We start from the raw sequence: 13691 nt of genomic DNA, 5'->3' as shown, positions 1-13691 counted from the left end.
TCATTAAACTTGCCCGCCAACTGGACAGCCGCAACAACGACCGCGGGCATGAGCGGATTAGCCAGTCCGCAAAACGAGTTCGACGATGAACTGCAGCGCCGCCGCATTGCGTTGAATTATAAAATCAAGGCCAATGCCAACTGGGCTTTCGACATAAGTTTCAAACACGAAATAAAAGATGGCAGTGTGTATAAGTACGGCATAATTGGCAACACCGGAGGCAACCCTCGCAGTGTGGCCCTACCCCGTCCGGTCGATTTTGAGTTTAATGATTTTAGTCTACGCGCCGAATATACCGCGACCACATACAACTGGCAGTTTGGTTACGATTTATCGCTGTTTAAAAATGATCACCAGAGTTTGTCCTGGGACAACCCCTTCCTCGCCATTAACGGCTGGAATAGCGCTGCTGGTTACAATACTGGTCGCGGCTCAATGGCATTGGAACCGGACAATACTTACCAACAGTTGTTTGTCACCGGCTTTCTCCGAATATCTGCGACGACCTCTGTAAACAGCAGCATTCAGTATGCAATATTGGAACAGGATGAAACATTTCAAGCTTATTCCATCAACCCCGCCCTGTCTGTGTCTACACCACTTCCCCAAGACTCATTAAACGGTCAAATTGATATATGGCGTTATAAACTTGGCTACCAGCAAGCACTCAGTAAGCGCCTAATGCTTCGCGCCAATGCCGCTTACGAAGACCGCAATAACAAAACACCCCAGAATCTCTATGTGTACATCGGCGGTGACTCCCAAGACCAAGACAGTGCGACCTCAAGCCGCGCCCGCTATAATCTGCCCCACAGTTATCGCGAAACTAAGTTGGACGCCACGCTGCGGTATCGCATTGGTAAAACCAGTACTTTGTCTGGCGGTGCAAAGCACAAAACAGTCGACCGCAATTATTCAGAGACCACAAGTGTCACGGAAGATGTCGGCCATATAGCCTTTGAAAGTCGTCCGATGGATAGATTGCAATCTTATGTGCGCCTTAGTAAGGAACACCGCAACCCATCGAATTATCGTGGCGACACGCCATACTTAAACTCACACACACAAGCGTATATCGCCAATCAAGCGGCTGACGAGCGCTTTGAAAACCACCCCTTGCTGCGCAAGTATTACCAGGCGCAGCGCGAACGCCAAAAAATGGCCCTAGGCCTAAACTGGACGCCTTCGGACATCGCCAATGTTGGACTTGCCTATAATATGGCGCAAGACGACTACACGAAGTCAATTTTCGGCCTGCAAAAATCTGATGTACGCGGGTTGCATTTCGACTTGTCGTTAATCAAAACTGACTTTGCCCAGTGGCATAATTTTATCAGCTACGAACAATACCAAGCTCAACAAAGCGGTCGCAGTTTTAATGGCAATGCAATTGCCACCCATTCTATCGATCCGAATCGGAACTGGTGGCATCGCAACGAAGATACGGTGAAAACCGTGGGCAGCGATCTCGAGGTTTTCAATATCCTGCCTAATACCGACTTAAGCCTCGGCTATTTGATGGCCTATAGCGACAGTGACTTCGAGACCACCACAGGCAGCGCGCTAAACGCGTTGGCCATGCCTAAACAGGGGGATAAGTTACGACGCATTAGCGCGGAACTCAGTCATCACTATCGTAAAAATATCGACATCACACTGAACGTCGTTCACGAAAGTTACCGGGCACGAAACTTTAGCTTCGACCAGGTATTCGCAAATACCATGAATAACGTCATTGCGATTGGTAACACAACGCCAAACTATTCGGCGGTCGAGGCTATACTCGCCTTTAAGTATCACTTTTAAAGCCGAGTATGGCCTCGCTGCCCCATAAATACTTAACCGTGCACGCTTACTGATTAGGCAGATCGTGGGCAATGCCTTTGTGGCACGTAATGCAAGTAGCTCCGGAGCCTAGAGCCTGCTGATGCATATTGTTGATCATCTCCGTTGCGCCTATTTTTTCAGAATTATGGCAAGTTCGGCAGCTCGCGGAGTCATTTTCTTCCATGGTTTTCCAAACCCGCGCCGCCATTTCCCCGCGGTGCTGTTCATATTTTTCAGGGGTATCTAGCGTACCGAGCAAGTGGTGCCACACTTCCCGTGAGGCTTCAATTTTCCGTTTCATTTTAGGTATAAATTCTTTGGGAACATGGCAGTCCGCACAACCAACCGTAAAGCCGACTCGGCTAGCAGCATGAGCCTTACCGAGGGACTCCTGCCAGGGGTGCGTTTCCATTTCATGACACGAAATGCAAAATTCCGTCGTGTTCGTTTTTTCCATTGCAAGGTCGAAGCCGAGCGTGCCGGCAATACCAATGACAACACCCGCTGCCAGCAACGCTAATGAACCACCAGCAAGGTACTTTGGTAATTTTGCCATGACACTATCTCCCAGACTCGATAAACACTGCTACAGCCAATATAACGATAGTAAATATTGTTATCCCAACATTTGCTCCTAAAAAGCGGTTTAGCTTTTCAGGATTATTGGCATTTTGAAGAACGCCTCGCGCAGTAGGTACAGCCATTGCCAACGTAACCAGTGCGCACAAGGCAAGTAGTGGCAACGCATCTAAAAATACGCCTAGACCAATACTGATATACGCGCAGACCATAAAAGCGACATAGACCCGACTCGAAATTACTCGCCCGTAACGAATCAACAAATGATTACGACCGACCTTCTGATCGGCATCCATATCGGGAAATTGATTGAGTAGTAACAAGTTGTTTACCAAAAAAAACGCTGGCACCGTGAGCCACGCTGTCGCCGTACTGAGTTGCCCACCGACCGCGATTGCCGCGCCCGTAACCATCAGTACGCCAAATCCAAAACCGGGGGCAATCAAACACAAAAGTGCACTTCGATTTATATAGGGAGTGTAGCTGAGGATTAGCATTACACCGAGAACACCAACAAGCAGTAAACCCGCTCCTCGCAAGTAGACCAAGTAGCAGCCAATCACAATCGTTAGAATCAAGCTTAGAATAGCGCCCCATAATACTTTGTCGGCAAACTCTGGCTTGTCGGGAAGGGCACCACTGCCGCCGCTAAAGGGCGTTTTTACTGTGATGAGATCGAGCCCACTGTGAAAATCGTGGTACTCATTAAACCAATTAACGCTGATATGCGCAGCCAAGCCACCAATGACCACCAGCCCAAATAACGGCAGGGAAAGGGCTAGATTAGCATACGCGCTACCCGCCCAGCCCAGCGCAATGCAAGCGAATGTTAAAACAAGGAATTTTGGTCTTGCACTAGTTAGCAAAGCTTGAACTGCGTTCATACTCAGCCTCCCCATTTTCGCTGCACACAGAAGATCGTCAGCATAAATTTTAGACCAATACTGAAAATTCGCACTGGCGCAGACAAGATTAGGCGGTAAAAACACCATATAAGGCCTCTGTACTAAATAGCCCCGTACTGCCTATACTCATCTCATGTTATAAACAGCATAGCTTGAACGGAGACGCCGTTGAGCAACATCCCAAGCAGAACATTGCCCTTCGGTACCTTGCTCGGCTATGCACCGGGCAATGTGCCGGCCTATTCCTCAGATTATAGTTCTGCGTCCACCGTGGACTACCCTAAGCGCAGTTCCTATCGCAGCTATGTCGACGGTATTTATATGGGTTACAAATGGCAGTGCGTCGAGTTTGCGCGCCGCTGGATGTACTGCAACTACGGCTATATTTTTGACGATGTTGCGATGGCCTACGATATTTTTGACCTTCGTTCGGTTCGCGACCTCGCCACTAATACACGCCTACCGCTAAATGCCTTTCGCAATGGCAGCAAGTCCCACCCGACATTAGGTAGCTTACTCATTTGGCAAGAGGGCGGCGAGTTTGAAGACACTGGCCACGTTGCCGTGGTCACCGACGTCGCACCAAACTACATACGTATTGCCGAACAAAATGTCGGCCATGGGCAATGGCGGGAAGGCCATAACTATGCTCGCGAACTCACTGCCAAGATTACCGACGATGGTGAATATTGGGTTAAATGCTCCTACGGCGACGCGGAGATTTTAGGCTGGATGACCCAAACCGATGACACCCGTTACGCCGAAACCAGTCCGATCAAGAACAGCGCGCTTAGTACCATAAAAAGCCTAAATGCTGACACCAGTTCCATTACCCGCAAGTCGTGGCTTAACATGGCCAATAGTGACGAAGCGGCGTTTGTGGAGATGATGGGCGGCCACTATTTAACGGCGGTACCTGAGGAGCAATCGCGCTATTTTCTACTATCGAAAACGGCTATCGACGAATTAGAGTATGCCACCAATGAATTGCACGGTTTATTCATGCATGCGACAGAGTATGTACTGTGCCATGACGAGCTGCTGGCCAAATTTAATTTACCCAAGGCCGTGTTACCTAAAATACGCCAGTCTTGGGACAATCGTTTAAACCAGCTTATTACCAGCCGCTTTGATTTTGCTCAAACCCCACAGGGTCTTAAGGTGTATGAATACAATTGCGATTCGGCGTCGTGTTATATGGAAGCCGGAAAAGTGCAAGGCAAGTGGGGCCAACACTATCTCCTCAACGATAGTGAGGACGCGGGCAAAGATCTATTTCACGACCTCTGTCGCGCCTGGGAAAAAAGCCATGCCAAAGGTCTAGTACATATATTGCGCGACCAGGACCCCGAAGAAGAGTACCACGCCTTATTCATGCAGGAAGCATTGCAGGCTGCCGGCATCGACAGCAAAATCATCGTACGTCTACATGGCCTTGAATGGGACAGCGAGGGCACTATTCGCGACAGCGATGGTGAGGCAGTCAATTGGGTGTGGAAAACATGGTCATGGGAAACGGCGCTCGATCAAATTCGCGCAGAATGCGAGGATGACGAAGCCTTTGAGCCCCAGTGGTCACTCGGCAAACCACTGCGCCTATCCGATGTTTTACTACGTAAAAACATCATGGTCTTCGAACCGCTATGGACACTAATTCCGAGCAACAAAGCGATATTGCCGGTATTGTGGCAGCTATTCCCTAATCACCCACTGCTACTCAACTCTGCGTTTGAGTTAAACGATGAACTCAAAGCCACTGGCTATGTTGAAAAGCCAATTGTCGGCCGCTGCGGGGCAAATATCGCTCTATTTGACCAGAATCAGAATTTAGTAGAAGCCACCTCGGGCGGCTTTGGTGAGCAAGAAAAAATTTACCAACAATTCTATCCCTTACCGCAAGTGGGAAAATATTACACTCAAGTCTGCACCTTTACCGCCGCCGGCGTTTACGCTGGTAGCTGCGTCCGCGTAGATACCGCAATGGTGATCAGCAAAGACAGCGATTGCATGCCACTGCGCTTTGTTGGCGACAAAGCCTTTCTCGCTGAACATTAATTAAGTAGCCGGTAAGCCATACCAATGCCAAGAGTGGTATCGTCAAGCTTCACCCCAGCCGCTCCGAACTCGGACTTGCCGTGATGAATTAGTTGGACAGGAATGGTAATACCGCCAACATCAAAGCTCAGGGTTAGCGCTACACTCCACGCTTCGGAATAGATCGGGTTAGTCGAAAAGGTTTGGTATTTTGCTATCGCGTCTAATCGGGTCGAGCGCTTCAATAAGCCCTCGCCTTTGGGCGGCGATACCATCCAACCAAGACCTGCGTTTACGGTAAACCGTTCAACTTCAGGCAAGCTAAGATGAATACCATCTTGTCGAAGATTATAAAGTCCCGACTGATTCAACAAACCGGTAACTGGCCCGCTAATGGGATTGCCAAGCAGTGGACTTAATAAGGCATCACTTAAAGGAATATAAATTTCGTCGGCTTCAAGCTGGGCGTACTCGACTGCCAATTTCACTCTCACCCCTTCGTTTAGCACACCGTTATTAGCATTATCTTTAAAGTATTTTGCAAGTTTCTCTGCGCAGGCGCTGGTGTACCTACCATTATTTTTTTTGCATGCATCGGCATTTTTCAGTAAAAACCAGGTTAATGATGGCGTTCCCATTTCAAAGCTCGCCCTGAGGGCAGTCAGATCCGCGCCCACAATTGCCTCCCTAGAGTGATGGGCCACGCCCCATGAAAGCTGGGCATTGTTCGCCACCAAATTGGCAAAATAGGGAATGCCGTTAGCGGCGAGAAAACTGCCTTGGCGGCGATATCGCTCAGCACTCAAGGACGCATGAGAATACGCTGCCTCACTAATTGCAGCGATACAATCAGTACTTAAATCCCGAGTGATGACAGTGTGTGCATCTAGCTGATTTGGGCAAGCACCAAGTGCGCCTTCGCGACTCACGAGCCGCGCATTAAGGGAAAATAAACTTTGTCGCGTCCTCGCTGACGTCAAGCTGAGAAAGATCAGTTCATCTAACAGCGAACGGTAAGCATGTATATCACGAGCAAAAATACCGCTGTCGCTGACATCCAGCCACGACAGCGCAACGTCATCAAATTCCGACAACTCATCCTCTAATTGCGCAATCAGCTCGCCATTCCCACCCTCTTTTAGCGCAGCACTTGCGATTGGCGACAAACTCGCCTCGCGATTCAATTGTAGCTCCGCTAATGACGTGCCGATATTTGCACCGTCCTCGGCAAAGAAACGCGGTGCCCAGGCAAATGCGGTATCCGGCCGCCCATTGCGATCCGTATTATCTAGACCAAGCACTGACAATACTTTCATGGTATCCGTGACTGTAGAGCCTAATTCACTTAAGGAAATACCCGTTGGCAGTGATTTTAATTTTTCAAGTGCTAGATCGGTATTTTCCCTAGCGACGCCCTTCTTATTTTCTAGGCGTATTTGCTCCGTCATCTGATTTACACAGCCGGTAATATTTTCACCATAAGCACATAATGGTGACGCCGAATGACCAACCAGCGGCAGGATAAATGTCGCGCTCAATAACAACCGCGTTAAACGACTCACAGCACTTTCACCGACACGCAATACTGCCCGTGAATCTCTCCAGCCGGAATACAGATATCACCCGCCGGACACGCATCTAGGCCATCGATTAAGCAGCGGACTTGTGCTTTTCCGGCATCGCTACCGGCCGCCCCCGGCTTGTGTTGAATCATTGTAATTTCTATGACAAATTCACCCGCTTTGTTCATGGCCATTTTCGCCGGCGCTTTGTCGGGCAGAAAATATTCTGAGGCAATTTTATCTTCGTCGGGAAGAGGGTCAGGTAGGGTTTCTCCGGCTCGCATGCGAGTACCGATAATACGCACCAAACCATTCGTGGTCGGCATGGGACTGACGGGGAAACTTAATATCGTTCCGCGAGGAATAGGGTTAATAATAATTTCTTCAACGCAAGGCAAATGCGGCATTCGCGAACTCCTTGTAATCACTACAGCCATCCTAGGCTTGTGGGTCTACTTATGTTGAACGTTTACATTATTATATTTATCGAAACGATTCTAAAGAGAACAAATTAGCAAAGCAATCACCTACACCCAAGGTGATTGCTATTTAGTGGCCAATTTTATTTAAAGTCTTCGGCGCTATGGCGCTCCGCCATTTGCTTGTCTTCGTCCCCCCACAGGCGGTTCACCCGACGACCGCGCTGCACGGCGGGACGCTGGGCAATGAGATTAGCCCAGCGCACAACATGGGTATAGGACGCCACATCAAGAAACTCGGCTGCATCATACAAATAGCCCTGCACCAAGGCTCCGTACCAAGGGTAGGCACCCATATCAGCAATCGTATATTGATCACCGCACAAGTAGGTATTGCCAGCCAAGTGTTTGTTCAATACATCTAATTGGCGTTTTACTTCCATCGCGTAGCGATCGATCGGGTATTGGTATTTTTCTGGCGCGTAGGCGTAAAAGTGACCGAAACCACCGCCGAGAAATGGCGCGCTACCCATATGCCACATTAACCAAGATTGACAGGCTGCGCGTTGCGCCGGCTCTTTAGGATAAAAAGCTTCAAATTTTTCCGCCAAATACAGTAGTATCGCCCCCGACTCGAATACCCGAATCGGAGGATTAAAACTGTGATCTGCTAAAGCCGGTATTTTCGAATTTGGGTTAATCTCGACAAAGCCACTACCGAACTGATCTCCTTCTGAAATAACAATCGAGTAAGCGTCATATTCGGCGTCACTCTTGCCCAGCTCAAGCAGCTCCTCGAGCATAATTGTCACTTTCACACCATTTGGCGTCGCGAGCGAGTAAAGTTGCAGGGCATGCTCGCCACGGGGCAATACTTTGTCGTGGGTTGCGCCAGAGATGGGGCGATTAATATTAGTAAACTGACCACCACTTTGATTTTCCCACTCCCATACTGCTGGCGGAGTGTACGTTAAAGATGTTGACATGCGCTCGGGCTCCCGCTGTGTAGGACGATGATCTGATCTGGCATACTGCTCAGCCAGCATGGTACAGGCTACTTGACTGCGCGGGCAACACAAGCTGCCCTAGGGCGACATATCAGAAGATATGCATTAATTTGCAGCGTTTAGGCAAGTAATTATTTAATAAGACCGTATTCTGTTCTAGTGTCGAATCCGCTGTCATGGTATAAAAATTAACCACTGAGAATATAGAGAAGAAATATGCCGGTTATTCCCTGCGCAAACATGCTGAACAAGCGCATATTTAGAGCACCAGAGTTATCCCCAATGGCCACGACGCCCCTAATCATTGATCCGGCGGAACACGCTGTTGATGGCGTGGATATTGACGCTATTTGGGCGGCTGCGGAAAAACTGCACACGAGCGGCATGCACCCCATGGTGGGTATGTCCTTACGCTACAAGGGTAAAACTGTTCTTCATCGCAGTATCGGCCAAGCGCGCGGATTAAATGGCTCGGCACCCGTTGGCGCAACTTTAGACACGCCAGTATGCCTATTTTCGGCGTCCAAAGTGGTTAGCGCCGTATTAATCCACAAACTCGCGGAAGATGGCCTCCTTAACCTGCTAGATCCCGTGAGTTACTACATTCCGGCCTTCGGCCAAAACGGCAAGGCCAATATCTCGGTTTATCAGCTATTGGCCCATCGCGCCGGTGTACCTGGCGTGCCACCGGGTACACCCCCGAGTACGATCTTTGATCACGAGGAATCACTCCGCCTGCTCTGCGAACAGGCACCTCTGGACGTGGATGGTCGCAAACTCGCTTACCACGCCATTACCGGCGGGATCATTGCCACTGAGCTGGTAAAAGTTTGCACCGGCCTGAGCATGAACGAATACCTCGACAAGGTCATTCGCAAGCCCATGGGCTTTAAATCATTTACCTTCGGCATGCCCAAAAGTAGTCGAGGGACCGAAGCGCAAAACTACAACAGTGGCTTACCCAATGTTTCGGTATTAGGGCGGCAACTTGAAAAAATCCTCGGTGCCGATGTCGACTCCGTTGTCGACCTTTCCAATACCGATGAATTCCTAGGCGCCACAATTCCGTCTGGAAACTTATACGCCAGCGCCGATGAGGCCTGTCAGTTTTTCCAAATGTTGCTCCAACAGGGGCAGTGGCAAGGAAAACAAATTCTGTCGCCGCTTTCCGTATACCGGCTCACCTCAGAAGCCTCGCGACCACAGCGTGACCACTCGCTGATGTTTCCTATGCGCTACAGCGCCGGCACCATGTTAGGTGGCCGAGTATTTGGCATGTATGGCCGCAACACCCCCTACGCGTTTGGCCACTTAGGCTTTTCCAATATACTGTGCTGGGCCGACCCGCAAAGGGATATCGCCGTTTCGGTAGTCAATAATGGCAAACCTGTCATTGGTAGCCATCTCATAGGCGTACTGAGCCTTATGGAAAACATTCGCAAAAGCTTCCCGCAAAAAGATGACATGTCAGCTTGGACCGGCAATTTTGGCCAACACGACCTCTCACTGACGTAAATCAGCGAGTTTGTGGGCGCCTCGCCAAAGGCGCCCACCGTTCCGCACCATCACCACTCCTTAAAAAATTCCTAGGCGTTCACCTTCTGCTTTTGCCAAAACCCCTACACATCAAAAAAAACCGGCAAAGCAAAGGCCATTGCCCCTAGCGCCTGCTAGGATGGCTCAACCGCCATTTGCGCATTTAACTTTTCACCAACAATGCACTTATTGAGAACAAGCAATTTGATCGTTAAACAGACTTTTTCTTGGGCTTGGCGCGACTGCCAACCCGGCTATTTTTCTTGTCCGTTTTATTACTGGCGGCAGTATCAAGTTGCTCGACCCAAAATAAGGTATCCAGATACGCCACATAACGATTTAAATACTGTGGCGAAATGTCTCGCATGATCGTTAGGGATTTTATCGCGAGCATTTGTGGATTTAGCGGGCCTGGACTTTCTGGCCCTTCCGCAATAGCGAGTTCAATGCGTTTTTCCGCAGCGCGGCGTTGCTGATGCACCCGCATAGTTTGACTGGCTTTTAATGGCGGCGCCGGGAGTTCCCCCCCATCAGCAACAGATAGCGACTCAGAGGCACTCGTCAGGGACGGCGCATACAAGCCATCCTGCAGTAGCTCGCCCTCTTGATCCTGTAGTTCCTGTTCAAAATCACTTGTGCCACTTGGCGCGGCAAGCTGACTAGCGGCCACATCGCGCCGCAACGCCGCCAAAGCGACAACCGTGCCATTAGGTGGTCGAGAGGAGGCTTGTTTGTCCTTAGGGCACGGCTGGCAGCTGGCTTGGAGATAGGCTTGCAAAGCGTTGTCGGCCTTATCAGCCAGTCGCTGACTAACAGCCTCTCTGGCACTATGGGCGCGCCCTGCCAGCGCTTCAATGTATCGAAAGCGCACCGGATCATATCCGTCCACACCCGATTCCCGCAGCTCAGCAATTCGATCAAGCAGGCTAGCGCTAGTCATGCTTTGCTCATTGCCCAGCACCGAGTGCAGCTTCATTACCCGCCACCCTTGGTACCGGCGCCATCTCTACCCGGCGATTTTGCGAGCGACTCTCGCCATCGACGTTCGCCACTACCGGCTGCTGGGCACCGAAGGCGGCGGCAAAAACCATATTGGGGGGCATACCTTCATCAATTAAAGCGCGGGTTACCGTTAAAGCGCGCTGCGCCGACAGTTCCCAGTTATCGCTAAAATGCAGATTTCCCTGCTGTATCGGTAAATCATCGGTAAAGCCGCTGACCATTAACAGCTGCTCGCTGTCGGTCAAATACACTTGCAATGGCGCCCGCAAGGTATGGAGTAACTCACGCCCCTCCTCTTGTAATTCGGCCGAGTTTAGGGAGAACAAAACGCTGCCACTTATACCAATGCGCCCATCGCGCAGCGTAACACGCCCGGCAGCCAATGGATCGGCCAACGCAGCCTCCAAAGCTTGACGCCGCTGCTCAGCAACCTCTCGCTTTTGAATTTCCTGCTCTAGGGTTTGCGATAGCTCCAACTGAAAACCCAATGTCCACACCAGCAACAAAACAAAAACGCCGACAAGACCGGTCATTAGATCGCCGAAAATCGCCCAAATTGGCGGTTCTTGATCCAGACCATTATCGAGTTCCGAGGTACTCACGCCGGCGCACCCGCTTGGCTCAGCGCCTTACCGCTAAGTTGCTGCAACTGGCTGATGATATCCTGCTGCGACAGCATATTATGGTCGATAATCTCCCGCGCTTGGGCAACATAATATGCCATTTGCTCGTCACTACGCTCCGTACTACTGGTCAATGCCGACTCGATCGAGTTCATGGTGGCAATCAGCTTATTATTTGATTCACCGAACAGGGCCACTGCTGCGCTAAACGCCTCACCTAAGCTCGCGAGCTCAGCACTACTACCTTCAAAGTGATTAATGATTTCGGCTAATTTACCCGTTTCATCACTCACTTTTTCGGTAAAGCGATTGCCGATGCTATCCAGTAATTCAGCCGAGTTTTTCAATATATTTTCCGCGGCCTCGCGCTGCCCAGCGGCTGAAATCTGCAGGGACTCGGACAGGCTATTGAGTTGAATTAACAGTTCGCTGCGCTCTTTGAGCAAACTATTGTCCCGCTCAATATTGTCACTCATCTCCGCTCGCAGCTTGGTCATCAGCTCGGCGGCAATACGCGGGGTTTCTGAGGCAGACTCGATTAAGCGACCCATGGGTTCTTCTAGGGCATTAGCCAAGGTCGCCAAATGCTGCGCAACCGCCTCCTGCAGCTCAGCCAAGCGGGCGACAGCTGCATCACCGCGACGCTCTTCAATATCCCGCAAACTACTCAACTCAGCCGATAATGTGCTTCCCAACTCGGCCATGCGTTGCTGGTAGTCACTTAACCATTTTTCTTCACTATTTATGCGGGTTTGAATCAACTGTTCAGAAGATGAAATTAATGTGCGGAACTCCGCCACAACTTCCTGTGAACCGCTATGGGCATTATTCGCCAATTGTTCGGCGCTATCTCGCAACAGTGCAGCACTTTGATCGAACACCGCAGACCAGTTTTCTAATCTTGCCTTTTCAGCCTCTTGCTGGCGCACCAGACTGTCACTACTTAGCGTATTAAAGGTTTCTAATAGTGCGCCAGTGGCGGCGCTAAATTGTGCGTTAAAGACGCCAAGCTGCGCATCCATTTTCGCAAGCATACTTTCACTATTTTTCTGCTGACCAGCAATACCCTGCTGCCAAACCTGATGGAACTCATCAGCGCTTTTTACAAAGCCTTCGCTCAAACGATCCAAATGGCTATCAGCGCTCGTTGTCAGCTGCAATTGCGTTTGTTTTAAATCTCGAGCAACTTCCTGTACAAAAGACTGCATAATCGGTGCAATACTCTCAGCTGAAAGTCGCGCGCTATCCGCCAAACTTTGCTTCAAGGAGGTATCAACCGAGCTAGCCAATTCGCGATATTGGGCCTGCGCAGCGGCGTGAAATTGCTCCTGCCCAGCGAGAAATTTATTACTTAAATCATCACCCATTTGGCTCAAACGATTTGCTAAGTCACTGAGTTGCTGGGCCACCACCGGCAGCGCTGCCGCCTGTTGCTGCATTGCCATATAACTTTGACTGCGCTGGTGACTCAGGGAGAAATGCTTGAACACAGTCCGCATACGGCTATCGAGCTGACGCGAAACCTGCAAACGCTCCCGGCGACTGAGCGTTGAAATAAAGCCCAACATTGCCGACGCACTAACACCCGCAACCGAGGTGGCAAAGGCCATCCCTAAGCCTTTAATTGGCGCAGCCAAACCCGCGCGAACCGCCTCTAGTTCAGTGGTCCCTTCGAGCGCCATAACCGCGCCTTTCAAGGTGTCTACCATCCCAATAAAGGTGCCCAGCAAGCCGAGCATCACCAACAAACCGATCAAATAAGGCGTTAATACCGGGGCCGGCAGCCCAACATACTCACCCTGAATTCGCTGACCGACCGCATTACGCAGTGTGGCAGGTACCTTGGCTAACCATTGCTCTATATCGTCAACGTCATTACCTGCGGCAAGCAATGACGACTCCAGCGAGCAACTGGCTTGCTGATAGCGCAGTAATTCTGCAAAACCGACCGTGTAAGCGAACCCAATAAGTAAGGTCACGCCCAAAGCAAGCAAATTGCTGCCTACAAACGCTGAGGCCATCCACAGTACAATTACGCCGCCTAAGGCAAAGGCGGTTATCGACAAAATTCTAGTCATTACGGTGTAGCTACCTCTGCATTTAGAGCCTCAAACAATCCCATCACTGGCATGAGCCGCAATTCAAGCTCGGCCAATAATAAGCCCTGCATTTCTGTAAAAAAGTTATCTAACCAAGC

12 protein-coding genes are annotated in these 13691 nt (G+C 50.2%); 3 read left to right on the top strand and 9 right to left on the bottom strand.

What is annotated here, in order from left to right; genetic code table 11:
• A partial coding sequence (locus tag ABYT30_RS08415) for an MtrB/PioB family decaheme-associated outer membrane protein (RefSeq protein ID WP_373095988.1) occupies positions 1-1806 on the top strand: 1806 nt, incomplete at its 5' end.
• Between the two features lie 46 nt (positions 1807-1852).
• Here the strand turns inward: ABYT30_RS08415 and ABYT30_RS08410 are convergent.
• Positions 1853-2383, bottom strand: a complete 531-nt coding sequence (locus ABYT30_RS08410) for a NapC/NirT family cytochrome c (RefSeq protein ID WP_373079569.1) — start codon at positions 2381-2383, stop codon at positions 1853-1855.
• A gap of 4 nt (positions 2384-2387) precedes the next feature.
• Positions 2388-3290, bottom strand: a complete 903-nt coding sequence (locus ABYT30_RS08405; RefSeq protein ID WP_373079567.1) for a prenyltransferase — start codon at positions 3288-3290, stop codon at positions 2388-2390.
• A gap of 189 nt (positions 3291-3479) precedes the next feature.
• Here ABYT30_RS08405 and gss point away from each other — a divergent pair, with 189 nt between their 5' ends.
• A complete protein-coding gene (gene gss / locus ABYT30_RS08400) occupies positions 3480-5366 on the top strand; it encodes a bifunctional glutathionylspermidine amidase/synthase (protein ID WP_373079565.1) in 1887 nt (628 codons plus the stop codon).
• On the opposite strand, the gene ABYT30_RS08395 is transcribed toward gss, so the two are convergent.
• From ABYT30_RS08395 to yghU, 3 genes are all read right to left on the bottom strand, one after another.
• Positions 5363-6907: a hypothetical protein gene (locus ABYT30_RS08395; RefSeq protein WP_373079563.1), complete on the bottom strand. Its 1545-nt coding sequence runs from the start codon at positions 6905-6907 to the stop codon at positions 5363-5365. The two genes, gss and ABYT30_RS08395, sit on opposite strands and share 4 nt — an antisense overlap.
• The gene (locus ABYT30_RS08390; protein WP_373079561.1) at positions 6904-7314 is read right to left on the bottom strand and encodes a hypothetical protein; all 411 of its coding nucleotides are present in this window, start codon (positions 7312-7314) and stop codon (positions 6904-6906) included. The genes ABYT30_RS08395 and ABYT30_RS08390 overlap by 4 nt, the downstream gene beginning before the upstream one ends.
• A gap of 155 nt (positions 7315-7469) precedes the next feature.
• The gene (gene yghU, locus ABYT30_RS08385) at positions 7470-8312 is read right to left on the bottom strand and encodes a glutathione-dependent disulfide-bond oxidoreductase (RefSeq protein ID WP_373079560.1); all 843 of its coding nucleotides are present in this window, start codon (positions 8310-8312) and stop codon (positions 7470-7472) included.
• A 303-nt stretch (positions 8313-8615) separates the two neighbouring features.
• Here yghU and ABYT30_RS08380 point away from each other — a divergent pair, with 303 nt between their 5' ends.
• Positions 8616-9848 carry a serine hydrolase domain-containing protein gene (locus ABYT30_RS08380; protein WP_373079559.1) on the top strand — a complete coding sequence of 411 codons (1233 nt, stop codon included), beginning with the start codon at positions 8616-8618 and terminating at the stop codon, positions 9846-9848.
• Between the two features lie 232 nt (positions 9849-10080).
• Here ABYT30_RS08380 and ABYT30_RS08375 read toward each other — a convergent pair whose 3' ends face one another.
• From ABYT30_RS08375 to ABYT30_RS08360, 4 genes are all read right to left on the bottom strand, one after another.
• Positions 10081-10845: a DUF2894 domain-containing protein gene (locus ABYT30_RS08375; protein ID WP_373095986.1), complete on the bottom strand. Its 765-nt coding sequence runs from the start codon at positions 10843-10845 to the stop codon at positions 10081-10083.
• Entirely contained in the window at positions 10817-11473 is a 657-nt protein-coding gene (locus ABYT30_RS08370) for an OmpA family protein (protein WP_373079555.1), read from the bottom strand. Before ABYT30_RS08370 ends, ABYT30_RS08375 begins: the two co-directional genes overlap by 29 nt.
• Positions 11470-13572: a DUF802 domain-containing protein gene (locus tag ABYT30_RS08365; protein ID WP_373095984.1), complete on the bottom strand. Its 2103-nt coding sequence runs from the start codon at positions 13570-13572 to the stop codon at positions 11470-11472. The genes ABYT30_RS08370 and ABYT30_RS08365 overlap by 4 nt, the downstream gene beginning before the upstream one ends.
• Positions 13572-13691: DUF3348 family protein (locus ABYT30_RS08360; protein ID WP_373095990.1), on the bottom strand; the 120-nt coding region annotated here is incomplete at its 5' end. The genes ABYT30_RS08360 and ABYT30_RS08365, both read right to left, overlap by 1 nt.

This window comes from Zhongshania sp. (assembly GCF_041623545.1).
In the GTDB taxonomy this organism is placed as follows: domain Bacteria; phylum Pseudomonadota; class Gammaproteobacteria; order Pseudomonadales; family Spongiibacteraceae; genus Spongiibacter.
The sequence above is the reverse complement of the archived record's forward strand: the minus strand, read 5'-3'. Positions and strand labels throughout refer to the sequence as shown.

Excerpts from the sequence above, each read along its gene's own strand:
- ABYT30_RS08405 (WP_373079567.1), bottom strand. The coding sequence starts at position 3,290 with ATGAACGCAGTTCAAGCTTTGCTAACTAGTGCAAGACCAAAATTCCTT.
- ABYT30_RS08365 (WP_373095984.1), bottom strand. The coding sequence starts at position 13,572 with ATGACTAGAATTTTGTCGATAACCGCCTTTGCCTTAGGCGGCGTAATT.
- ABYT30_RS08380 (WP_373079559.1), top strand. The coding sequence starts at position 8,616 with ATGGCCACGACGCCCCTAATCATTGATCCGGCGGAACACGCTGTTGAT.
- ABYT30_RS08390 (WP_373079561.1), bottom strand. The coding sequence starts at position 7,314 with ATGCCGCATTTGCCTTGCGTTGAAGAAATTATTATTAACCCTATTCCT.
- ABYT30_RS08410 (WP_373079569.1), bottom strand. The coding sequence starts at position 2,383 with ATGGCAAAATTACCAAAGTACCTTGCTGGTGGTTCATTAGCGTTGCTG.
- yghU (WP_373079560.1), bottom strand. The coding sequence starts at position 8,312 with ATGTCAACATCTTTAACGTACACTCCGCCAGCAGTATGGGAGTGGGAA.
- ABYT30_RS08375 (WP_373095986.1), bottom strand. The coding sequence starts at position 10,845 with ATGAAGCTGCACTCGGTGCTGGGCAATGAGCAAAGCATGACTAGCGCT.